The organism is Methylobacterium tardum (assembly GCF_023546765.1).
Taxonomy (GTDB): domain Bacteria; phylum Pseudomonadota; class Alphaproteobacteria; order Rhizobiales; family Beijerinckiaceae; genus Methylobacterium; species Methylobacterium tardum.
Map to the genome: position 1 here is coordinate 5,468,584 of NZ_CP097484.1, position 19,587 is coordinate 5,488,170.

The following is a 19,587-nucleotide window of genomic DNA, read 5'->3' on the forward strand; positions in this document are numbered from 1 at the left end:
GTCAGAGGCTCTCGATCCAGTTGCGCAGGACGGCCGCCGACGCCCGGTCCGGCTCCGTGTCCGCGCGGTGCGGGGCGTCGCTCGGGATGAAGCCGAACCGGCGCTTGAACGCGCGCCGGAAGGTCCGCTCGTCCGAGAATCCGACGGCGTAGGCGACCTGCGCGATGCGCAGCGGGCGGGGCGCGTCGTCCCGGACGAGCATCCGCATCGCGGCCATCAGGCGGCGGTCGCGGATATAGGCGACGATGCCGTTCGGTGCGAACAGGCGGTACAGCGTCGAGCGCGACAGGCCCAGGCGGCCGGCGATCAGCGCGGGCGTCAGCTTCGGGTTGCCCAGTTCGGCCTCGATGAGGCGGCGCAGCCGGATCCGGACGTCCTGATGCTCGGTCGGGCGGCCCTGCTCCTGGCCGCGCAGCCAGCTCGCGCAGAGCTGGGTGATCGCCGCCGCGGCCGACAGGGCCTCGCGCCGGTCCAGCAGGTCGCCGCACGCGACGACGTTGGCGACGAAGTTGTGGACCAGCCGGCCGAACGGGTCGCCGTCGTGATCGAGGGGGCGGCCGTGCAGGGCGTCCGGGTGGCAGCCCTGCTGCTCCAGGAGCGCGCGCGGGATCACGACGTTGGTGGCGTCGACGGCCTCCGCGACGATGCGCACGGGCTGGGCGAGGTCGAAGACGATGCACTGCACCTCGGTGACCGGTCCGGCGCGGCTGTCCGTCTCCACGACGCTCCGCCCCCGGCGGTAGAACTGGAGAAGGATGTGGTCGATGCCCTGCTGGTGGATCATCGCCTCGGTTCGGACCAGGGTGTGGGCCGGCGCAATCACGTCGCCGACGAGGAGGTCGCCGAGGTTGTAGCTGCGCATCGCGATCGGGACGGTGAGATCGGTCTCGGGCCGGAAGCTGACCGCGAAGACCGGCGCGAGATGGTCCTGCCAGGCCCGGCCGAGCGCTTCCGGATCCGCGGGCGGCTCGAACCGCAGGCAGGCGACCGCGCCGCCGGCGGCTTCGTCGCCGGACGAGGCGGCGTCGGCAGGGCGGCTTGTCGCGTCGGACGGCATACGGTCAGCCTGAATGCGTGTTCTGATCGCGACCGCTGACGAGGCGTGGGAAGCGGAATCGCGCCGCGGCGCGGCGCGATCGGTCCGGATGTTAGCCCCGGCCGGCCGGAGGGTCATCCGCTCCCACGGCGTGCGAGGCGGCTGTACACGGTCCTTTGCCGTGTCGGTGCGCGCGACCGAGCGCCGGCATCGTCCGGACGGACAGCCGGCGTGGAGGCTCCTCCCGTCCCGGGGCGGCCTCAGGCGTATCAGGCGGAGAGCGAGGCCGCGCCGACCGCGTAGCGGCTTGCCGGCCGGTCCAGGCCGAGATGGTCGCGCAAGGTCGCGCCCGCGTAGTCGCGCCGGAACAGGCCGCGGTGCTGGAGGATCGGCACCACCGCGTCCACGAAGGTCTCCAGCCCGTCCGGCAGCACGTCCGGCATCAGGTTGAAGCCGTCCGCCGCGCCGGCCCGGAACCACGCCTCGATGTCGTCGGCGATCGCCTCCGGCGTGCCCGCGACGATGCGGTGGCCGACGCCGCCGCCCAGCGCCCGCAGGAGCTGGCGCACGGTCAGCCCGTCCCGCCGGGCGAGCGCGACCGTGCCGAGGAACATCGTGTGGTTGGCGTCGGGCGGGAGCGGCAGCGGGTCCGGCAGCGGCTTGTCGAGGTCGAGCCGTGCCGGATCGATCCGCAGCGTCCCGGCGAGCCGCGCGAGGCTGTATGCCTCCGGCACCAGATCCCAGAGCTCGTCCTGCCGGCGGCGCGCCTCGGCCTCCGTGGCGCCGATCACCGTGGCGAGGCCGGGCAGGATGATCAGCGCATCCGGCCCGCGTCCGTAGCGCGCCGCCCGTGCGCGCAGGTCCCGGGCATAGGCCGCCCCGTCCTCGATGGTCTGGGCCAGGGAGAACACCGCGTCGGCGGTGGCGGCGGCGAGCTCGCGCCCGTCCTCCGAGCCGCCGGCCTGGAAGGTCACCGGGCGCCCTTGCGGGCTGCGCGGCACCGTGAGCGGGCCCTCGACCGTATAGTGCGCGCCGCGGTGGCGAACGGCGTGGACCTTCCCGGTGTCGACGAACCTGCCGCCCGCCTTGTCGCCGACGAACGCGTCGTCCTCCCAGCTGTCCCACAGGGCGTGGACCAGCTCGGTGAATTCCCGGGCCCGGGCGTACCGCGCCCCGTGCTCGGACGCCCCCGCGAAGCCGAAATTGCGGCCCGCGGCGGCGTCGGCCGTGGTCACCACGTTCCAGCCGGCCCGGCCGCGGCTCACGAGATCGAGGCTCGCGAAGCGACGGGCGAGATTGTAGGGCTCGTTGTAGGTCGTCGAGGCGGTGGCCACGAGGCCGACATGGCTGGTCGCCGCCGCCACGCTCGCCAGCACCACCGTGGGTTCGAGGGCGTTGAACGGCCGGTAGTCGATCCGGTCGTTGATCGCCGGCGTGTCGGCCAGGAAGATCGCGTCGAGCTTGCCCCGCTCCGCGATGCGGGCGACGCGCACGAAATGGTCGATGTCGATGAAGGCGTCCGGCCGGCTGTCCGGCAGCCGCCACGCGGACGGGTAGACGCCCGAATGCAGCAGGTTGACGTTGAGATGCAGCGTGCGTCCGCTCATCGAACTCTCCGGGTCAGCGGACGCGCGGCAGGACCTGCTCGGCGAAGCGGCGCATCTCGGCCTCGAACGGCTGGAACTGCAGCATGAACAGCTCGATGCCGGCCGCGTGGAAGGCGCGGATCCGCTCCGCCACGGTGGCGTAGCTGCCAACCAGCCCGGCGGCCGTGCCGCCGTTGGTGCCGACGTGGCGGGAAGCCGCCGCATCGGTCTTGGCGAACATCACGCTGGCCTGGTCGGTCCGGGCGCGGGTGTCGGCGCGCAGGTCCACGTCGCGCTGCGCGAGGGCGAGGAGCCGCGCGTGCTCGGCCTCGGCCTCCGCGTCGGAGTCCCGCGCGATCACGAAGGCCGAGAGGCCGTAGCGCAGGGGGCCGTTGGACGCAGGCCGCCGGGCGACGTCGGCGATCAGGGCCGCGACGTCCTCCAGCGGCTGGCCGTTGATGAACCAGACATCCGCATGGTCGGCGGCCAGCGCCCGGGCAGGCTCCGACTCGCCGCCGAGATAGATGGTCGGCCGCTTCCGGAACGTGCCGGCGGGGCGGAGCTGGTAGTCCTCGACCCGGAAATGCGCCCCCGCGAAGGTGACACGCTCGCCGCGCATCAGCCGATCCACGAGGCCGATCCACTCGCGCCCGTAGGCGTAGCGGTCGTCGTGGGCCGGGAAGGGCAGGCCGGCCCGCTCGAACTCGGCCTTGTTCCAGGCATTCACGAGGTTCAGGGCGAAGCGGCCGCCGCTGATATGCTCGATCTGGAGCGCCATCTTGGCGAGCACCACCGGATGGTAGAGCCCGGGCTTGATCGCCGCGATGATCTCGATGCGGCGGGTGAGTGCCGCGAGCGCCGCCGCCCCCGTCCAGGCCTCGAGCTGGTCGCGCGTCGGGTCGTAGGGGTTCATCGTGTGCTGGGCGACCAGCACGGAATCGAAGCCCAGGGCCTCCGCCTCTAGGACCAGGGCGCGGTTGCGGTCCCAGCTGGCGTCGTCCGGCTCGTCGGGGTCGTGGTGGGAGGCCCGGGAGCCGTGGACGGCCGCCCAGATGCCGAAGCGGGGCGCGTGGGTCGGTCCGGCCATGGCCTCAGCCCCGCCCCGCCGGCGCCTGCCAGATCGGCACGTCGGTGGCGTCGATTCGGCGCGGGATGAGCTTGGCCTCGTAGAACACGTCGGCGATGGCCTGCTGCTCACCGAGCTGGGCGCGGTCCACCGGCTCGACCGCGTAGGTGCGGCGGCTGTTGGCGGCGGCCACGACCGCGGGCGGCAGGTCGCCCCAGATCGGGGCCAGCAGCGCCACCGCCTCCTCCGGATTCGCCCGCATCCAGGCGCCGGCCTCGACCAGCGCCCGGTAGACGACGGCGACGACCTCCGGCTGCGCGGCGACGAAGCTGTCGTTGACGAGGTAGTAGCGGTGATAGCTCGTCAGGCCGGTGGCGTCGGCGACGACCCGCACCGGGCGCTTCGCCTGCGCAAAGGCGAGGAACGGGTCCCAGATCGACCACGCGTCGAGGCTGCCCTGCTCGAAGGCGGCCGCGCCCTCCGGCGCCTGGAGGTAGGCCGGCTTGATGTCGGAAAAGCTCAGGCCGGCGCGCTTCAGCGCGGCGGCGAGCACGTAGTGGCTGCCCGAGCCCCGGGAGACGCCGACCGTGCGGCCCTTGAGGTCCGCGATCGTGCGGATCGGCGACTCCGCCGGCACGATGATCGCCTCGGCGGCCGGCGCGCCGCGCTCGCGGGCGTAGAAGGTCAGCGGCGCCTTGGCCGATTGCGTGAAGATCGGCACCGCGTCGGCGACGTCGGCATGGATGTCGACGGCGCCGGCCGTCATCGGCTCGATCACGCTGGTGAACAGGTGCCAGCTCGGCGTGAAGCCCAACGGCGCCAGGCGCTCGGCCAGCGTGCCCTTCACCTTCAGCACGGTGAACAGCACCGAGGAGCGCTGCATGCTGATCTTCACCTCGCGGGGGCCGGCCCGCACTGCCGGCGCGCCGAGCGCCAGGGTGGCGGCCGCGCCGAGGCCGGCGTGCAGCAGGGACCGGCGGGACGGGGCGATCCGGCTCAACGTGTCGTCGGTCATCACGGTCTCGTGGATCTCGAAGCTGTGCCCGGACGGCGTGCCGGAGCTGCTGTGGAAGGCACGGTCCTGCGAAGATCCGCGTCGCATCCCGTCCCGCTTCTATTGAAGACCGTTACGAACGACAGGATCAATGGAACGATGTTTCTATTTCTAAGGCGGGTGTAAAACGACATCCTTCATAGATGGACATCAGCAGCAGTGTCGTCTTTCCGATGTCGGCCGCGAAAGGCACCGGTCGGATCGATGAGCCGGCACGGGTCGGGGATCGCCGCGCGCGTTCTCCGCGGCAGAGGAAGGTTCGCGGAAAGAAAAGCTTTTTCTTCTAGGGTCGACTTATAAATCGAAGATGTTCACAGGCCGGCCCTGGCGAGATGATGCTTTCAAAAGCTTGGCGGACTCTCGATTCAGCTTGAGGTCACGGGACAACTCCTCGATTTCAGGGTGAGGCGCCGCGGCGCTGCTCAGGATCGGGAACGGGAAGCCATGTCGCAGACGGAAGCGGGCTGGGGCGCGGGTCCGAGTGCGCGCTACGAGACGCTGGCGGACCGGTTCCGTCCGGTCTTCGCCGAGATCCGCGCCAACGCGGCCGAGCGGGACCGCACCCGCATCCTGCCCCATGCCGAGATCGGCTGGCTGCGGGAGGCGACCTTCACCACCCTGCGCCTCGCCCCGGAGCAGGGCGGCCACGGCGCCAGCCTGCCCGAGCTGTTCGCGCTCCTGATCGAGCTGTCCCAGGCCGATTCCAACGTCACCAACGCGCTGCGCGCGCATTTCGGCTTCACGGAGGACGCCCTGTGCGCCTCCTCCGACGCGTGGCGCACCGCCTGGCTCGCCCGGATCGGGGCCGGCGCAACGATCGGCAGCGGCGTCTCGGAAACCGGGCCGGCCAAGGTCGGCGCCTTCGACACGGTGGTGCGGCGGCGGGACGGCGGGTTCGTGGTGGACGGCCGGAAGTTCTACACCACCGGCTCGCTGTTCGCGGATTACATCCACCTCTCGGCCGAGGACGAGACGGGCGGGGCCGTGACCGCTGCCGTCCCGGTCCGGGCGCCTGGGGTCACGGTTGTCGATGACTGGGACGGGTTCGGGCAGGCGCTGACCGCCAGCGGCACCGTGACCTTCGAGGGCGTGGCGCTCGATCCGGACCTGATCAAGCCCGATCCGGCCCGCTTCCCCTACGCGATGGCGTTCTTCCAGCTGGTGCATCTCGCGACGCTCGCCGGCATCGGCCGGGCGGCCGCCGAGGACGTGGCGCGGCTCGTGGCCGAGCGCACCCGGGTCTACAGCCACGGCAATGCCGGGCGCACAGCGGAGGATCCGCAGATCCAGGCGGTGGTGGGCCGCGTCCGGGCCAATGCCTACGCGGCCGGCACCGTTGTGCTCAAGAGCGCCGAAGCCCTCCAGCGGGCCTACGCGGCGCATCAGACCGGCGACGGGCCCGCCACCGAGCGGGCGACGACGCTCGCCGATGTCGAGGTCAACCAGGCCGTGAGCGTGGTCACGGACCTCGTGCTGCAGGCGACGACGTCGCTGTTCGACGCGCTGGGCGCCTCGGCCGTGAAGTCGGGGCTCGGCCTCGACCGGTACTGGCGCAACGCCCGCACCATCGCGTCCCACAATCCCCGGATCTACCGGGACCGCATCGTCGGGGCCTTCGCGATCACGGGCGCGTCGCCGCCGCGGCAGTACCGCGTCGGCACGGCGTGAGGCGCGTCGCCGGGGGCCGGTATCCCGGTGACCGGGCGCTTGAGGCCGTCTCGGGCATGCGCAGCGCCGCGCGGGAGGCGGCCCCGTAGGCCGAGAGGGCGCAGGTGCGGGCCGTCTGCCCGCCGCAGCGCAGCCCCTCGACACCGCCGATTCTGATGGTTCGGCCGCCCGATGCCGCATCACGCGCGCGTCAGAGCGCGCCGCGGGGTGGTCAGGAACACGGTTTCCGGTGTCGGGTTGGCCAAGCACGCAGCAGCGCTCCACGGCGGCACGAGCCGTTTCCGATCCGCAGCCCGCAGGCCCGATCCTGCGTGCACGGCGCCACGGCCGCTCATAGTCCAAGGATTCACATGGCCGACGCCGTCTCCGACTTCTTCTGGAAGCGTCTGGCCGAATGGGGGGTGAGGACGATCTTCGGCTACCCCGGGGACGGCATCAACGGCCTGCTCGGCGCCCTTCAGCGCAACGACCTGCCCTTCGAGTTCATCCAGGTCCGCCACGAAGAGATGGCGGCCTTCATGGCGACCGCCTACGCCAAGTTCACCGGTGAGGTCGGCGTCTGCCTCGCCACCTCCGGTCCCGGCGCGACGCACCTGCTCACCGGCATGTACGACGCCTATTCGGATCACGTGCCGCTGCTCGCCATCGCCGGCCAGCAGGCCCGCAACGTCAATGGCGCGCACTACCAGCAGGAGCTCGACCTCACGAGCGTCTACAAGGACGTCGCCGCTTACGTGCAGCAGGCGGCGAGCCCGGCCTCGGTCCGCCACATCGTCCGACCGTGCCATGCGCATCGCCAAGGCCGAGCGGAAGGTCGCGGCGATCATCCTGCCCAACGACCTGCAGGACGTCCCCTACGAGGGACCGGTGCGCAAGCACGGCAACACCTTCTCGGGCGTCGGCTACACCGCCCCGAAGGTCGTGCCCTTCGACGGCGACCTGCGCCGGGCGGCCGACGTGCTGAATGCCGGCCAGAAGGTCGCGATCCTGGTCGGCGCCGGTGCGCTCCACGCCACCGACGAAGTCATCGCGGTGGCCAACAAGCTCCAGGCCGGCGTCGCCAAGGCGCTGCTCGGCAAGGCGGCGCTGCCGGACGACCTGCCCTTCGTCACCGGCACGATCGGCCTGCTCGGCTCCAAGCCGTCCTCCGACATGATGGCCGCGTGCGACACCCTGCTGATGGTCGGCTCGGGCTTTCCCTGGGCCGAGTTCCTGCCCGAGGAGGGGCAGGCCCGCGGCGTGCAGATCGACATCGCGCCGGAGATGCTGTCGCTGCGCTACCCGATGGAGGTGCCGCTCTGCGGCGAGGCCGCCGAGACGCTCACCGCCCTTCTGCCGCTCCTCGACCAGAAGAAGGAGGGCGGCGCCTGGCGGACCGGGATCGAGAAGAACGTCGCCTCCTGGTGGAAGGAGGCCGAGGACCGAGCGATGGCCAAGGCCAACCCGGTCAACCCGCAGCGGGTGACCTGGGAGCTCTCGCCGCGCATGCCCGAGCGGGTGATCGTCACCTCGGATTCCGGCTCCTGCGCCAACTGGTACGCCCGCGACCTGAAGATGCGCCGGGGCCAGATGTGCTCGCTCTCGGGCGGCCTCGCCTCGATGGGCGCGGCGGTGCCCTACGCCATCGCCGCCAAGGTGGCGCATCCCGACCGGCCGGTGATCGCGCTGGTCGGCGACGGCGCCATGCAGATGAACAACATGGCCGAGCTGATCACGGTGGCGAAGTACATGCATCGCTGGTCCAACAAGACCTGGATCTGCTGCGTGTTCAACAACGAGGACCTGAACCAGGTCACCTGGGAACAGCGGGTGATGGAGGGCAACCCGAAATCGAGGCGAGCCAGACCATTCCGAACGTGCCCTATCACAAGTTCGCCGAGCTGATCGGCCTGAAGGGCCTCTACGTGGATGACCCGGCGCAGGTCGGCCCGGCCTGGGACGAGGCGCTGGCGAGCCCGGTGCCGGTGGTGCTGGAGGTCAAGACCGATCCCGAGGTGCCGCCGCTGCCGCCGTTCTTCACCCTGGAGCAGGTCAAGAACTTCATGTCGATGCTCGGCAAGGGCGACTCGAAGGAGCGCCACCTCCTGGCCGACACCGCCCGGCAGGTGCTGAGCTCCGTCCTGCCCGGCGACAGGACGTAGGGCGGCCGCCCGCTCCGACCTGATCAACCCTCCGATCCGGGCCGCGGACCGGCGCTCTTGCACAAGCCGCGGGACACGCCGGTCGAGACGATTGTGAAAGCCCTTCCAGCCCGAGCACGCGCGCTTGATCGCGCGGCGTCGATCTCTGTAAGCACACCTGTCAGGGGTGCGCTCGCATAGGACTGCAAGGGCTCGTTGATGACGATGGCAGGCAACACCCGGGGCGCCGCGGTCAGGACGGCCGCCGACGCGAAGGCGCCCCCGCTGGTGGTCATCGCCGAGGATGACGAGGGTGTCCGCGACGGGCTGCAGGATCTGCTCCGGTCGGTGGGCCTCGACACGATCGCCTTCGACTCGACGCGCGGTCTGCTCGCCGCGGCCCTGCCGAACCGTCCCGGTTGCCTGGTTCTGGACGTCCGGCTGCCCGGCTCGAGCGGCCTCGAGCTCCAATCGAAGCTGGTTGCGATGGGCAACCGCATGCCGATCATCTTCATGACCGGCCACGGCGACATTCCCATGAGCGTCCAGGCCATGAAGGCCGGCGCCCTCGACTTCCTGACGAAGCCGTTCCGCGATCAGGACATGCTGGATGCGATCGCGGTCGCGATCGAGCGGGATCGGGCGCGGCGCGCCGCGAGCGCGGGCGTGGCCGAGATCGAGGCGCTCGCCGCCGCTCTGACGGCGCGGGAGGCCGAGGTGATGCATCACGTGGTCAAGGGTCTCTTGAACAAGCAGATCGCCCACGCGCTCGGCATCAGCGAGATCACGGTCAAGATCCACCGCGGCAACGTCATGCGGAAGATGGCCGCCGGGTCCGTCGCCGACCTCGTGCGCAAGACCGAGATGTTGAAGACGGGGGCAGAGAGCTGCCGGCCGACCGGGTGACCGGATGCGCGCGATGATCGTCAGTGAAACGGATGCACCGGCTGTCCGGCCCGAGGTAAACGGCGGCCGGCCGGACCAACCGAACGTATAATATCGGGATCACCGCGATCGGCGCATTGAGTTCAGACCGTCTGCCGGCGAGACGCCTCGAAAGGAACATCTGTGTCGGCTGGAAAGAAAGCCGTGGCGGTCGTCGACGACGACGAGGCCGTTCTGGATGCGACATCCAGCTTCCTCGAAGCGCTGGGCTATGACCCGCGGGCCTTCAACTCGGGCGAGGCGTTCCTGGCCTCGGGCCTCACGGGTGATGTGTCCTGCCTGCTGACGGACATCAACATGCCCGGCCTCAACGGCCTGGACCTGCAGGAGCGCGTGCGGCGGGTCCAGCCGGCCCTGCCCGTCATCCTGATGACGGCGCTGACGGACGACACCACGCGGCTTCGTGCCTTCGCGGGGGGCGCCCGCGATCTCCTGCGCAAGCCGCTGGCGGCCGACGACCTGATCCGCTGCCTGGAAGACACGATCGGGGCCTGAGACCGGTCGTGTCTCAGGCACGTGGCGGCGGCGCCGTGCAGGATCATCACTCGGTGGAGCGCGCGCAGCATGGGACGGGACGCATGACGGCGACGGGGGGCGAAGATCCGTTGAGCGGGCTTGCGCCCCTGCTGCGCGTGCGGCCGCATCTGGACGATGTCTGCCGCTTCGGCGGGAGCTGGGCCGCCCCGCATTCGCCGGAGCCGACCCGGCAGGCCTATTTCCACATCGTCACGCGCGGCCAGGCCGTTCTCCGGCGGCCGGAGGGCGACCCGCTCCAGATCGCCGCCGGGGACATCCTGCTCCTGCCGCGCGGCGACGCGCACACCCTCCACAGCGCGGGACCGTTGCCGCAGGCCGGCTGCCCGTCGCCGTCCAGCACCGGCACGACCTCCGGTTCAAGACCACCGTCGGGGCCGAGCCGGATGTCGAGCTGATCTGCGGCCGCCTGCACTTCGAGGCCGCGCCGCAGAACCTGATCGTCACCGCTTTGCCGGACCTCGTCGTCCTGAGCGTCGGCGCGCAGCCGCTGGCGACACGGTTCGAGCCCCTCCTCGTCGGCATCCGCGAGGAGCTGAGCGACGGGCGCGCCGGAGCCGTCGCGGTCGCCGAGAATCTCGCGAGCGCGCTGTTCATGATGATGCTGCGCGCGCATTTCGAAACCGCGGCGCCCGCCGAGGGCCTGTTGCGCCTGCTCGGGCAGCCGGTGACTGCCCGGGCGGTGCTCGCGATGGTGCGCGATCCCGTGCGCGACTGGACGCTGGACGAACTCGCCGCTCTCTCCGCCGCCTCGCGGGCGAGCCTCGTGCGCGCCTTCCGGAAGGCCGCCGGCATCGCGCCCCTGGAATTCCTCACCGACCTGCGGCTGGGCCTCGCCCGTCATCGTCTGCGAGCCGGCACCGTCCCGCTCGAGGTCCTGGCAGCGGAGGTCGGCTACCAGTCCGCCGCCGCCCTCAGCCGGGCGTTCCTGCGCAAGTACGGGATCCGCCCCGGCCACGTGCGACAGGCCGAACACGCCGCCGATCCAGGCTGATCCGCGCGGTCATCCGCTTGCGCCGCCCGGCCATCGAGGGCGCGGCCGGCCACGATTACCTTCCTCGTCATCACGAAGGAGGTCGTCATGGCCATGATCGATTGGAACACGTACCGCCAGCAAGTCACGGCCGGCGTCGGACACTTCGCCAAGCTCAGCCCCGACACCGTGCGCGGCTACGGCACCCTGAGCACCGCCGGCCAGAAGACCGGCCAACTCGACGCCAAGACCCGCGAGCTGATCGCGGTCGCGGTGGCGATCTCCCTGCGCTGCGACGGCTGTATCACGGTCCACACCGACGCCGCCCGCAAGCTCGGCGCCACCGAGGCCGAGCTGGCCGAAGCCCTCGGCGTCGCCACCAGCATCAATGCCGGCGCCGCGGTCGTCTACGCGACGCGCGCCCTCGACGCCTTCGCGGCCTCCGCCGAGGCCTGACCCTGCACGCCCGTCCGCTTGAGCAAAGGAACCGTGTCATGAACACGCAGATCCGTCGCGTCCTCGGCCTCGTCTCCGGGCCGGAATCGAACCGCCTCGGCCTTCAGGCCATGCGGGTCGCCATCGCCATCATCTTCCTCTGGATCGGCGCGCTCAAGTTCGTGCCCTACGAGGCCGACAGCATCACGCCGTTCGTCGCCAACAGCCCGGTGATGGCGTTCTTCTACGCCCATCCGGACCAGTATGCGCAGCACCTCACCCATGAGGGCGAGCTGAATCTCGCCGCGCGTGCACGGCAGGCCGCCAACCACACCTACGCGTTCTCCCGCGGCCTGGGCACGGTGGAGCTGTTGATCGGCCTGCTCGTCCTCGTCGGGCTGGTGTCGCGGCGGCTCGGCCTCGCCGGGGCGGTGCTGGCCTTCCTCACCCCGGTTGTGACCCTGTCGTTCCTGGTCACCACGCCCGAGGCCTGGGTGGCCGCCCTGGGCGATGCCGAGCACGGCTTTCCCTACCTGTCGGGAGCCGGCCGCCTCGTCCTGAAGGACGTGACCCTCATGGCCGGCGCGTGGCTGGTCCTCGCCGACAGCGCCCGCGCCGTCCTTGAGCAGACATCGGCCCGCACCGCCCCGGCGGGGCTCGTGCCGGCCGCGAAGGCGTAATTGATCGCTGGGCGGGGGCTGCACGGCCGCCCCCGCCACCGAGGTTCGGAGCACCCCCGGTCGGCCATCGCTCGAGGTGATGATCCCTAACCTTCGTATGATTCCGAACCGCTTCCGGCGCCTGTACGCCCGTTCGAACAGGACGCGATCGCGAAGCACCGCATTCGTGGCGCGCCTTCGAGAGTTTCGTGGCGCCAGGACAAATGGATCCGGCGCGATAACCCTTGCCACGTTGTGGAAGAGGTCGAACGATGATCCAGCTCACGATCAACGCGCGCCAATACACGGTAGATGCGGAGCCCGACACGCCGCTGCTGTTCGTCCTGCGCGACAGCCTCGGGATGACCGGCACCAAGTACGGCTGCGGCATCGGCCAGTGCGGCGCCTGCACGGTGCTCCTCGACGGCGCGGCGACCCGCTCCTGCCAGATCCCGCTCGAGAGCGTCGGCACCCAGGCGATCACCACGATCGAGGCGATCGAGCAGGATCCGGTCGGCGCCAAGGTCGTGGCCGCCTGGGTCGGCATCGAGGTGCCGCAATGCGGCTACTGCCAGTCCGGCCAGGTCATGGCCGCCACCAGCCTGCTCAAGCAGACCCCAAAACCCTCGGACGCCGACATCGCCGGCGCCATGACCAATCTCTGCCGCTGCGGCACCTACAACGCCATCGCCGCCGCCGTGCGGCAGGCCGCCGCCTGAGGAGGGCCCCATGACCGACCTCACGCCCCTCCGCCGCGCCGACCGTCGCGAGCCGGTCCGCAACCTCTCCCGCCGCGGCTTCCTCGGCGCCGCCTCCGGCGCGCTCTTCCTCGGAATCGGCCTGCGGCTCGAGCCGGCCGCCGCGCAGACCCGCGCGGAAGGCCCGGCGGCCGTTGCGCCGAAGCCCGGCACCCGGGTCGCCGCCTTCCTGGAGATCCGCCCCGACAGTTCGGTGCGCCTGCTCAGCCCGTTCGTGGAGGGCGGACAGGGCATCAACACCGGGCTCGCTCAGACCATCGGCGAGGAACTCGACCTCGACCCGGCCCGCTTCACGGTCGAATGCGCCCCGCCCGGGCCGGACTACGCCGTCGTCAACGGCCTGCGCATGACCGGCGGCTCGTTCTCGACCCGCTCCAGCTTCGAGGCGATGCGCCGGCTCGGCGCCACCGCCCGCGAGATGCTGCTGCGCGCCGCCGCCGCCAAGCTCGCCGTGCCGCAGGACGGCCTGACCACCGGGGATGGCCGCGTGGTCCACGCCGCCTCCGGCCGGAGCCTCGGCTACGGCGAGCTCGCCGACGCCGCCCTCGCCCTGCAGCCGCGCGACGACGTCCCGCTGAAGGACCCGAAGGCCTTCCGCTGGATCGGCAAGCCGGTGGCGCGCCTCGACATGCGCGACAAGTCCACCGGCCGGGCCGTCTACAGCATCGACATCCGCCAGCCCGGCATGCTGCACGCCGCCGTCCAGCACGCGCCGCATCTCGGCACCGAGCCGGAGGCGATCGCCAACGAGGCGGAGGTCCGGGCGATGCCGGGCGTCCAGGCCGTCCAGCGTCTGCCGGGCGCGGTGGCGGTGGTGGCCGACACGTGGTGGCGGGCGCGCAAGGGCGCGGAGGCGCTGCAGGTCACGTGGTCCAAGCCGGCCCCCGACGGCATCGCCACCGTGTCGGCCGGCTTCTCCTCGGCCGCGATGCTGGCGGCCCTGAAGGGCTCGACCGAGCCCGGCATCCCGGCCGAGCAGGCGGGCGACCCGGACGCTGCCTTCAAGGGCGCCGCCAAGGTCGTCGCGGCGGAATACGAAGCCCCCTACCTCGCCCACGCGCAGCTGGAGCCGCCCTCGGCGGTGGCGCGCTTCGCCGCCGACGGCAGCCTCGACCTGTGGCTGCCCAACCAGATGCCCGAGCTGTTCCAGCAGATCGCCGCCAAGACCGCCGGGCTGCAGCCCGATCAGGTCCGGATCCACTCACCGATGCTCGGCGGCTTCTTCGGGCGCCATTTCTACTACGGGCCGGCGAACCCGTTCCCGCAGGCGATCCTGCTCGCCAAGGCCCTGGGCAAGCCGGTGCGGGTGCTGTGGTCGCGCGAGGAGGAGTTCGGCATGGACGCGCTGCGGCCCCTGAGCTTCGCACGCTTCCGCGCCGCGCTTGGGCCCGACGGGATGCCGGTGGCGCTCGAGACGACGGCCGTGGGCGAGGGCCCGATCGGGCGCTGGTTCGGCGCGCTGTTCAAGTCGCCGGTCGATTCCTCGGTGGTGGAGGGCCTCGACCAGAAGCCCTACGCGATCCCGAACCGGAAGCTCAGCTACGTGAAGGTGCCCCACCCGGTGACCATCGCGTTCTGGCGCTCGGTCGGCCACTCGATGAACGACTACTTCTACGAGAGCTTCCTCGACGAGATCGCCCAGGCCGGCGGCCAGGACCCGTTCGCCCTGCGGATGGCGCTCCTGAAGGACAGCCCCCGCCATCGGACGCTGCTGCAGGCGGTGGCGGATCTGGCCGGCGGCTGGAAGCCGGGGCCGTTCCAGGCACCGGACGGAACGCGCCGGGCGCGGGGCGTGTCGATGGCCTCGCCGTTCGGCTCCGAGACGGCGACGATCGCCGAGGTCTCGCTCAAGGATGGCGAGGCGCGGGTGCACGACCTGTGGATCGCGATCGATCCGGGCCGCGTGGTCAACCCGGCGATCGTGAAGCGTCAAGTGGAGAGCGCGGCGGCTCTGGGCCTGTCGTCGACGCTGCTGGAGCAGGTCGTCTACGAGGGCGGGCAGCGCCAGGCGCGGAACTTCGACGCCTACCCGATCCTCGATCGGGATCGGATGCCGCGGGTGCATGTGGCGATCGTGGAGAGCGGCGCGCCGATGGGCGGCATCGGCGAGCCGGGTCTGCCGGGCGTGCCGCCGGCGGTGGTCAACGCGGTGGCTCTGCTCACCGGCCAGCGCCTGCGCAGCCTGCCGCTGGCCAAGGCGCGCCTCTCTGGAGCGTGATGCAAAAGCTGCGCGGGGCGCGGCGACGGGACTTGGAGGATACGCGATGACGACGGCAGCCGCGCAGACGCCCCGATGGGCGCTGTTCAGGACCGGCCCCCGCTTCGAGTACCTGCCGGTCGCCCTGTTCGGATCGGTGATGGGGCTGACCGGCCTGAGCGTCGCGTGGCGGCTTGCGGCCCTGCGCTACCCTCTGCCGGGCCTCGTGGCGGACCTGATCGGGTGGGGGGCGCTCGCCAGCTTCCTCGCCCTGGCCGTGGCCTACGGGATGAAGGCGGTCACGGCGTGGTCGACCGTCGTCGCGGAGTTCCGGCACCCGATCGCCGGCAACCTGTTCGGGACCGTGCTGATCAGCCTGCTGCTGCTGCCGCTGGTCTTGGTCCGCGTCAGCCCGCTCCTGGCCCAGGGCGTCTGGATCCTGGCCGCCGCCGGCATGCTGGTCTTCGCGGTGGTGATCGTCAGCCGCTGGATGAGCAGTCGCCAGCAGCTCGCGCACGCGACGCCCGCCTGGATCGTGCCGGTGGTCGGGCTCCTCGACGTGCCGCTCGCCGCCCCGGTCCTCGGCCTGCCGCACACGCAGACCGTGACCCTGCTGGCGCTGAGCGTCGGCCTGTTCTTCGCCGTGCCGCTCTTCACCCTCGTCTTCGCGCGCCTAGTCTTCGAGGAGCCGCTCGCGCCGGCGATGCGGCCGACGCTGATGATCCTGGTCGCGCCCTTCGTGGTGGGCTTCTCGAGCTACGCCGCGACGCTCGGGCGGATCGACGCCTTCGCCGAGGGGCTGTTCCTGATCGGCCTGTTCGTCTTCGTGATCCTCGTCGGCCTGCTCCGGGACCTGCCGCGATGCTGCCCGTTCCGGGTGTCGTGGTGGGCCGTGAGCTTCCCGGCGGCCGCGACCGCCGTGGCCGCCCTGCGCTACGCCGAGCACGCGCAGAGCGGCCTCGCCGACGGCCTGGCGCTGCTCCTCCTCGCCTTCGCGACGGGGCTGATCGGGGCGCTCGCCCTGCGGACCCTGACCGGCATCGCGCGCGGCGAGCTGCGCGCCCTCAGCGGCTGAGACGCCGTCGCACCGGATCGCGCGGAGCCGCACGCCATCGCGGCCCGCGCGACCGGCACCCACCACCATAGAATGTGCGAAATGTCACTTGTTTGATGAAAGCCATGTTCGGTAACTTGCATCATGCAACGGACCTCCTTCGATCAGATGCAGTGCCCGGTCGCCCGCTCCCTGGATCGGGTCGGCGAGTGGTGGAGCATCCTCATCCTCCGCGACGCCTTCTACGGGCTGACGCGCTTCGACCAGTTCGCGCAGAGCCTCGGCATCGCGCCCAACATGCTGACGCGCCGCCTGAAGGCGTTGTGCGAGGCCGGGCTGATGGAGCGGCGGCTCTACCAGGAGCGGCCGGCGCGCTACGAGTACGTGCTCACCGACAAGGGCCGGGACTTCCGGCCCGTGCTGTGGACCCTGTTCGCCTGGGGCAACCGCCACCTCGCCCCGGAGGGCGAGAGCGTGAGCCTCATCGACCCTGAGACCGGATTGGCGGTCGATCCCGTCGTGGTCGACCGGCGCACCGGCCGGCCGCTCTCCGACGGCGTCCGGGTCGTCGCCGGGCCCGCGGCGAGCCCGCGGCTGCGGCGGCGCTTCGAGCGCCAGACCGCGCTCTGACCGGCAGGCGCACAGGACCAAGAGCACGGGCCAGGACCACCGGATCGGGAGCACGGGACCATGAGCGGCGCGGCGGCGATGGACGGGTTCGTGGAGGCGGTTCCGGCCGAGGCGGCGGCCGGTCGGCGGCGATCCCGCAAGCGTGCGGCCGTCGCTGGCCTCGCGATCCTCGCCCTGGCGGCGGGGTCGGCCTACGGCCGCGCCTGGTGGGAGACCGGCCGCTTCCTGGAGAGCACCGACGACGCCTATGTCGGCGGGGACGTCACCGTTCTCGCGCCGCGCGTGTCGGGCTTCGTGACGGAGATGCTGGTCACCGACAACCAGCAGGTCCAGGCCGGCGACCTCCTGCTGCGGATCGACGACCGCGATTACCGGGCGGCCCTGGCCAGGACCGAGGCGGCGGTGGCCGGCCAGGAGGCCACGCTCCTCAACCTCGACGCCACCCGGCACCTGCAGGAGGCCGTGATCGCACAGGGCGGCGCCGACCTCGCGGCCGCGGAGGCCGAAGCCGCCCGCACCCGCTTCGACTACACCCGCTACCGGCAGCTCTCGGCCAGCCAGTACGCGTCCGAGCAGCGCTTCCAGCAGGCCGACGCGGACGACAAGAAGGCCCGTGCGGCGGTCGAGAAGGCGCGCGCCACCCTCGACGCGGCGCAGCGGCGGATCGCCGTCATCGAGACGCAGAAGCGGCAGGCCGAAGCCGCCCGCGCCCAGGCGGTGGCCGAGCGCGACACGGCGCGGCTCAACCTCGGCTACACAGAGATCCGGGCGCCGATCGCCGGGGTGGTCGGCAACCGCAGCGCCCGCACCGGCTCCTACGCGACGCCGGGCGCCGGCCTGATCGCCCTGGTGCCCGCGCAGGGTCTCTGGGTCGACGCGAACTTCAAGGAGAGCCAGCTCGCCGAGATGCGGCCCGGCCAGCTCGCGACCGTCGTGGCCGACGTGCGTCCGGGCGAGACCTTCACGGGCCACGTCGAGAGCCTGGCGCCGGCGACCGGCGCGCAGTTCAGTGTGCTGCCGCCCGAGAACGCCACCGGCAACTTCACCAAGATCGTCCAGCGCGTGCCGGTGCGGATCCGCCTCGACGGCGAGGCCGGACGGCTCGGCCGCCTGCGGCCCGGCCTGTCGGTGACCGCCTCGGTCGACCGCCGCGGCGGCGCGCCCGAGCCCGACGCGCCGGCCCAAAGCGCGGGCGTCGTCGTCGGTCAGCTCACCCGATGACGGCCGCGGCCGTCACCGGCGGCGCCACGGCCCCGCCCCGGGCGGCACCCGCCCCGCTGAGCGAGGGCCAGAAGGTCTTCGCCTTCGCGGTGATGTGCATCGGCTTCTTCATCGCGCTCCTCGACATCCAGATCGTCTCGGCCTCGCTGAAGGATATCGGCGGCGGCCTGGCGGCGAGCCCGGACGAGGTCGCCTGGGTCCAGACCAGCTACCTCATCGCCGAGATCATCGTGATCCCGCTCTCGGGCTTCCTCGCCCGGGTGATGTCGACGCGCTGGCTGTTCTGCGTCTCGGCGGCGGGGTTCACCGCGACCTCGCTGCTCTGCGGCTGGGCCTGGGACATCGAGAGCATGATCGTCTTCCGGGCGCTCCAGGGCTTCCTGGGCGGCTCGATGGTCCCGACCGTCTTCACCACCGCCTTCGCGTTCTTCCCCGGCAAGAAGATCCTGGTGGCCGCCGCGACCATCGGGGCGCTGTCGTCGCTGGCGCCGACCCTGGGGCCGACGGTGGGCGGCTGGATCACCGACAATTACTCCTGGCACTGGCTGTTCTTCGTCAATCTGGTGCCCGGGATCTTCGTCGCCGTCGTGGTGCCGTTGCTGGTGCGGGTCGGCGAGCCCGAGCCGGCGCTCCTCAAGTCCACCGACTGGCTGGGCATCGCCCTGATGGCCGTGTTCCTCGGCTGCCTCGAATACACGCTCGAGGAGGGGCCGCGCTGGAACTGGACCGAGGACGCCACCATCCGGACCACCGCCTGGCTGTCCGGGCTCGCAGGCGTCGGCTTCCTCTGGCGCAGCCTCACCTATGCCCACCCGATCGTCGACCTGACGGCGCTCCGAAGCCGCAACTTCGCGCTGGGCTGCCTGTTCTCGTTCGTCACCGGCATCGGGATCTTCGCCACGATCTACCTGACGCCGCAGTTCCTGGGTCAGGTGCGTGGCTTCTCGGCCCTGCAGATGGGGCTCGCCATCTTCTCCACCGGCGTGTTCCAGGTGATGGCGATCCCGGTCTACGCCGTCCTGGCCCGGCGGATCGACCTGCGCTGGCTGATGATGTTCGGGCTCGGCCTGTTCGGGTTGAGCATGTGGTCGTTCACGCCGATCACGCACGAGTGGGGCTGGCGCGAGCTGCTGTGGCCGCAGGCGATGCGCGGCTTCGCGCAGCAATTCGCCGTGGCGCCGACCGTGACGCTGACGCTCGGCGGCCTCGCGCCGGCCAAGCTGAAGCTCGCCTCCGGGCTGTTCAACCTGATGCGCAACCTGGGCGGCGCCATCGGCATCGCGGCCTGCGCGACGATCCTCAACGACCGCACCAACCTGCACTTCCTGCGGCTGGCCGAGCACCTGAACCCGACGAACCCGGCGATGCTCGGTCTCCTGCGCGGTATGGAGGTGCGCATGGCGGGCAGCTTCGCGGGCGATCCCGCGCACGGCCACGTCGCCGCCCTGCGGCAGCTCCGGTCGCTCACGCTGCGCGAGGCGCAGACCATGACCTACGCCGACGCCTTCACGGCCATCGCGCTCTGCTTCGCCCTGGCCACCGCGCTGGTGCCGCTGATGCGCAAGGTCGCCCCGCCGAAGGGGCCTTCCGCCGACGCGCACTGACCCGGGGGGACCGAGGCAGGGCCGAACCCGCCAGACACGGAGACAGC

16 protein-coding genes and 2 pseudogenes are annotated in these 19,587 nt (G+C 71.6%); 14 read left to right on the forward strand and 4 right to left on the reverse strand.

What is annotated here, in order from left to right; all coding sequences use genetic code 11:
* Nucleotide 1 precedes the first annotated feature (1 nt).
* From M6G65_RS26085 to M6G65_RS26100, 4 genes are all read right to left on the reverse strand, one after another.
* Nucleotides 2–1,057, reverse strand: a complete 1,056-nt coding sequence (locus M6G65_RS26085) for a helix-turn-helix domain-containing protein (RefSeq protein ID WP_238198534.1) — start codon at nt 1,055–1,057, stop codon at nt 2–4.
* A gap of 248 nt (nt 1,058–1,305) precedes the next feature.
* Nucleotides 1,306–2,643 carry an LLM class flavin-dependent oxidoreductase gene (locus M6G65_RS26090; RefSeq protein ID WP_238198536.1) on the reverse strand — a complete coding sequence of 446 codons (1,338 nt, stop codon included), beginning with the start codon at nt 2,641–2,643 and terminating at the stop codon, nt 1,306–1,308.
* A 13-nt stretch (nt 2,644–2,656) separates the two neighbouring features.
* Nucleotides 2,657–3,709: an LLM class flavin-dependent oxidoreductase gene (locus tag M6G65_RS26095; protein WP_238198538.1), complete on the reverse strand. Its 1,053-nt coding sequence runs from the start codon at nt 3,707–3,709 to the stop codon at nt 2,657–2,659.
* A gap of 4 nt (nt 3,710–3,713) precedes the next feature.
* Entirely contained in the window at nt 3,714–4,703 is a 990-nt protein-coding gene (locus M6G65_RS26100) for an aliphatic sulfonate ABC transporter substrate-binding protein (RefSeq protein WP_238198545.1), read from the reverse strand.
* 483 nt (nt 4,704–5,186) lie between these two features.
* Here M6G65_RS26100 and M6G65_RS26105 point away from each other — a divergent pair, with 483 nt between their 5' ends.
* The 14 genes and pseudogenes from M6G65_RS26105 to M6G65_RS26170 all read left to right on the forward strand — a co-directional run bounded on the left by M6G65_RS26105 (nt 5,187) and on the right by M6G65_RS26170 (nt 19,540).
* Nucleotides 5,187–6,410, forward strand: a complete 1,224-nt coding sequence (locus M6G65_RS26105; RefSeq protein WP_238198540.1) for an acyl-CoA dehydrogenase family protein — start codon at nt 5,187–5,189, stop codon at nt 6,408–6,410.
* 350 nt (nt 6,411–6,760) lie between these two features.
* Nucleotides 6,761–8,551 (forward strand): annotated as a pseudogene (locus M6G65_RS26110) (thiamine pyrophosphate-requiring protein).
* 204 nt (nt 8,552–8,755) lie between these two features.
* Complete coding sequence (locus M6G65_RS26115; RefSeq protein ID WP_250103071.1) at nt 8,756–9,436, forward strand: response regulator transcription factor; 681 nt, start codon at nt 8,756–8,758, stop codon at nt 9,434–9,436.
* 183 nt (nt 9,437–9,619) lie between these two features.
* Nucleotides 9,620–9,970 (forward strand): response regulator transcription factor, encoded by a 351-nt coding sequence (locus tag M6G65_RS26120; RefSeq protein ID WP_238198788.1) that lies wholly within the window; start codon nt 9,620–9,622, stop codon nt 9,968–9,970.
* Nucleotides 9,971–10,053: 83 nt separating this feature from the next.
* A pseudogene (locus M6G65_RS26125) lies at nt 10,054–10,571 on the forward strand (cupin domain-containing protein); the annotation flags it as partial.
* Nucleotides 10,572–10,700: 129 nt separating this feature from the next.
* Complete coding sequence (locus M6G65_RS26130; protein ID WP_250104290.1) at nt 10,701–11,003, forward strand: helix-turn-helix domain-containing protein; 303 nt, start codon at nt 10,701–10,703, stop codon at nt 11,001–11,003.
* Between the two features lie 87 nt (nt 11,004–11,090).
* Nucleotides 11,091–11,438: a carboxymuconolactone decarboxylase family protein gene (locus M6G65_RS26135; RefSeq protein ID WP_192709659.1), complete on the forward strand. Its 348-nt coding sequence runs from the start codon at nt 11,091–11,093 to the stop codon at nt 11,436–11,438.
* Nucleotides 11,439–11,476: 38 nt separating this feature from the next.
* The gene (gene rclC, locus M6G65_RS26140) at nt 11,477–12,097 is read left to right on the forward strand and encodes a reactive chlorine resistance membrane protein RclC (protein ID WP_250103072.1); all 621 of its coding nucleotides are present in this window, start codon (nt 11,477–11,479) and stop codon (nt 12,095–12,097) included.
* A gap of 251 nt (nt 12,098–12,348) precedes the next feature.
* Nucleotides 12,349–12,795 carry a (2Fe-2S)-binding protein gene (locus tag M6G65_RS26145; protein WP_192709657.1) on the forward strand — a complete coding sequence of 149 codons (447 nt, stop codon included), beginning with the start codon at nt 12,349–12,351 and terminating at the stop codon, nt 12,793–12,795.
* Between the two features lie 10 nt (nt 12,796–12,805).
* Nucleotides 12,806–15,052, forward strand: a complete 2,247-nt coding sequence (locus M6G65_RS26150; protein ID WP_238198785.1) for a xanthine dehydrogenase family protein molybdopterin-binding subunit — start codon at nt 12,806–12,808, stop codon at nt 15,050–15,052.
* A 46-nt stretch (nt 15,053–15,098) separates the two neighbouring features.
* Nucleotides 15,099–16,106: an SLAC1 anion channel family protein gene (locus M6G65_RS26155; RefSeq protein ID WP_238198784.1), complete on the forward strand. Its 1,008-nt coding sequence runs from the start codon at nt 15,099–15,101 to the stop codon at nt 16,104–16,106.
* Between the two features lie 123 nt (nt 16,107–16,229).
* Nucleotides 16,230–16,715 carry a winged helix-turn-helix transcriptional regulator gene (locus M6G65_RS26160; RefSeq protein WP_238198782.1) on the forward strand — a complete coding sequence of 162 codons (486 nt, stop codon included), beginning with the start codon at nt 16,230–16,232 and terminating at the stop codon, nt 16,713–16,715.
* A 60-nt stretch (nt 16,716–16,775) separates the two neighbouring features.
* Nucleotides 16,776–17,936, forward strand: coding sequence for an HlyD family secretion protein (locus M6G65_RS26165; RefSeq protein WP_238198781.1), 1,161 nt, complete (start codon nt 16,776–16,778; stop codon nt 17,934–17,936).
* Complete coding sequence (locus tag M6G65_RS26170) at nt 17,933–19,540, forward strand: DHA2 family efflux MFS transporter permease subunit (RefSeq protein WP_250103073.1); 1,608 nt, start codon at nt 17,933–17,935, stop codon at nt 19,538–19,540. Before M6G65_RS26165 ends, M6G65_RS26170 begins: the two co-directional genes overlap by 4 nt.
* Nucleotides 19,541–19,587: the final 47 nt, after the last annotated feature.

Excerpts from the sequence above, each read along its gene's own strand:
- M6G65_RS26090 (WP_238198536.1), bottom strand. The coding sequence starts at position 2,643 with ATGAGCGGACGCACGCTGCATCTCAACGTCAACCTGCTGCATTCGGGC.
- M6G65_RS26165 (WP_238198781.1), top strand. The coding sequence starts at position 16,776 with ATGAGCGGCGCGGCGGCGATGGACGGGTTCGTGGAGGCGGTTCCGGCC.
- M6G65_RS26100 (WP_238198545.1), bottom strand. The coding sequence starts at position 4,703 with ATGACCGACGACACGTTGAGCCGGATCGCCCCGTCCCGCCGGTCCCTG.
- rclC (WP_250103072.1), top strand. The coding sequence starts at position 11,477 with ATGAACACGCAGATCCGTCGCGTCCTCGGCCTCGTCTCCGGGCCGGAA.
- M6G65_RS26155 (WP_238198784.1), top strand. The coding sequence starts at position 15,099 with ATGACGACGGCAGCCGCGCAGACGCCCCGATGGGCGCTGTTCAGGACC.
- M6G65_RS26160 (WP_238198782.1), top strand. The coding sequence starts at position 16,230 with ATGCAACGGACCTCCTTCGATCAGATGCAGTGCCCGGTCGCCCGCTCC.
- M6G65_RS26150 (WP_238198785.1), top strand. The coding sequence starts at position 12,806 with ATGACCGACCTCACGCCCCTCCGCCGCGCCGACCGTCGCGAGCCGGTC.
- M6G65_RS26085 (WP_238198534.1), bottom strand. The coding sequence starts at position 1,057 with ATGCCGTCCGACGCGACAAGCCGCCCTGCCGACGCCGCCTCGTCCGGC.
- M6G65_RS26095 (WP_238198538.1), bottom strand. The coding sequence starts at position 3,709 with ATGGCCGGACCGACCCACGCGCCCCGCTTCGGCATCTGGGCGGCCGTC.
- M6G65_RS26105 (WP_238198540.1), top strand. The coding sequence starts at position 5,187 with ATGTCGCAGACGGAAGCGGGCTGGGGCGCGGGTCCGAGTGCGCGCTAC.
- M6G65_RS26130 (WP_250104290.1), top strand. The coding sequence starts at position 10,701 with ATGGTGCGCGATCCCGTGCGCGACTGGACGCTGGACGAACTCGCCGCT.
- M6G65_RS26135 (WP_192709659.1), top strand. The coding sequence starts at position 11,091 with ATGGCCATGATCGATTGGAACACGTACCGCCAGCAAGTCACGGCCGGC.
- M6G65_RS26145 (WP_192709657.1), top strand. The coding sequence starts at position 12,349 with ATGATCCAGCTCACGATCAACGCGCGCCAATACACGGTAGATGCGGAG.
- M6G65_RS26115 (WP_250103071.1), top strand. The coding sequence starts at position 8,756 with ATGGCAGGCAACACCCGGGGCGCCGCGGTCAGGACGGCCGCCGACGCG.
- M6G65_RS26170 (WP_250103073.1), top strand. The coding sequence starts at position 17,933 with ATGACGGCCGCGGCCGTCACCGGCGGCGCCACGGCCCCGCCCCGGGCG.